Source organism: Streptomyces sp. PA03-1a (assembly GCF_033792805.1).
Taxonomy (GTDB): Bacteria; Actinomycetota; Actinomycetes; order Streptomycetales; family Streptomycetaceae; genus Actinacidiphila.
In genome coordinates, this window is record NZ_JARAVO010000455.1 from 1 (window position 1) to 2,107 (window position 2,107).

The 2,107-nt window shown below is 75.5% G+C and carries 1 protein-coding gene; it reads left to right on the plus strand.

What is annotated here, in order from left to right; genetic code table 11:
- Window positions 1–2,107: FAD-binding and (Fe-S)-binding domain-containing protein (locus PV341_RS44820; protein WP_500360998.1), on the plus strand; the 2,107-nt coding region annotated here is incomplete at both ends.

Here is a 2,107-nt window from a genome sequence, read left to right on the forward strand (position 1 = left end):
GTCCCGCACCGCCGACCCCGGCCCGGCCGCGTGGCTGACGGCGTGCGTGGCCGACCCCTCCCGGGTCTCCACCGACGTGCCCCGCAGGGTCGCTGCCGCCCACGACGCCTCGCCGTACCTCTTCACCCCGCAGGCCGTGGTGCGCGCCGCCTCCACCGCCGAGGTCGGCGCGCTCATGGGCGGGGCGCGCAGGGCCGGGATCCCGCTCACGCTGCGCTCCGGCGGCACGAGCCTGGCGGGGCAGGCCGGGGGCGACGGCGTCCTGGTGGACGTCCGCACGCACTGGCGCTCCGCCGAGGTCCTCGACGAGGGCCTGCGCATCCGCCTGCAGCCGGGACTCACCGTGCGCCAGGCCAACGCACGGCTCGCCCGGTACGGCCGCCGGCTCGGCCCCGACCCGGCCAGCGAGAGCGCCTGCACCATCGGCGGGCTCGTCGCCAACAACTCCAGCGGCATGAACTGCGGCACCCAGGACAACGCCTACCGCACCATGGAGTCGCTGCAGTTCGTGCTGCCGTCCGGCACCGTCGTCGACACCGCCGCCCCCGACGCGGACGCCGCACTGCGCGCCCACGAGCCCGGCCTCCACGCCGGGCTGCTGCGGCTGCGCGACCGGGTCCGCGGCTCGGCCGCCTCCCGCGCCACCATCGAGCGGCTGTTCGCGATGAAGAACACCATGGGGTACGGGCTCAACTCGTTCCTCGACCACACCGACCCCGCCGACATCCTCGCCCACCTGATGATCGGCAGCGAGGGCACCCTCGGCTTCGTCGGCGAGGCCGTCTTCCACACCGTCCCCCTGCTGCCGCACACCGCCACCGGCCTGCTGATCCTGCCGGGCCTGGCCGAGGCGACCGACGCCCTCCCGGCGCTGCTGGCCGCCGGCGCCCGCACCGCCGAACTCCTCGACGCCGCCTCCCTGCGCGTCGCTCAGCAGGCCGCCGACCCCGTCGAGGAACTGCGCGGGCTGCGGGTGGAACGCCACGCCGCCCTGCTGGTGGAGTTCGCCGAGGACAGCGCCGAAGCGCTCGACGCGACCGTGGCCGCCGCCCGGCCGGTCCTGGACCGGCTGCCCGCGGTCACCGGCTCCGCGCTCACCCGCGACGGGGCCGTCCGCGGCCGGCTCTGGCACCTGCGCAAGGGCCTGTACACGGCCGTCGCCGGGGCACGGCCGGCCGGGACGACCGCGCTCCTGGAGGACATCGCCGTCCCCATGGAACGGCTGACCGGCACCTGCGAGGGCCTGATCGGCCTGTTCGACCGGTACGGCTACCAGGACGCGGTCATCTTCGGCCACGCCCGCGACGGCAACCTGCACTTCATGCTCACCCAGGACTTCGACACCCGCGCCGAGACCGAGCGCTACGCCCGCTTCACCGACGCGATGGTCGACCTCGTCCTGGACGCCGGTGGCACCCTCAAGGCCGAGCACGGCACCGGCCGCGCCATGGCCCCCTTCGTCCACCGCCAGTACGGCGACGAGCTGTACGAGGTCATGCGCGAGCTGAAGCGGCTCTGCGACCCCCACGACGTCCTCAACCCCGGCGTCCTGCTGACCGACGACCCGGCCGCGCACCTGCGCGACCTGAAGAGCGTGCCCGCGGTCGACCCGGCCGTCGACGCGTGCGTGGAGTGCGGCTACTGCGAGCCGGTCTGCCCGACCGCCGACGTCACCACCACGCCCCGGCAACGCATCGCCCTGCAGCGTGAGATCGCCCTGGCCACCGCCGCCGGCGACGAGGAGCGCCGCCGCGCCCTGGAGGCGGACTACGTGTACGCGGCCGTCGACAGTTGCGCGGCCGACAGCCTGTGCGTCACCGCCTGTCCCGTCACCATCGACACCGGCGCGGTCATGAAGCGCCTGCGCGCGCAGCGCCACAGCCCCACCGCCCAGCGCCTCGGCAACACCACCGCCCGGCACTGGGGGAGTGCCATCACCGGAGTGCGTGCCGCCCTCAACACCGCCCACGCGCTGCCCACCCCGGTCACCCGAGCCGCCACCGGCGTGGTCCGCAAGCTCGGGGCGACGGAGCTGGTGCCCACCTGGTCCGGCGACATCCCGCGCGGCGGCCCGAGCTTGCGGACCACGCCGGTGGCGGCTCGGGTG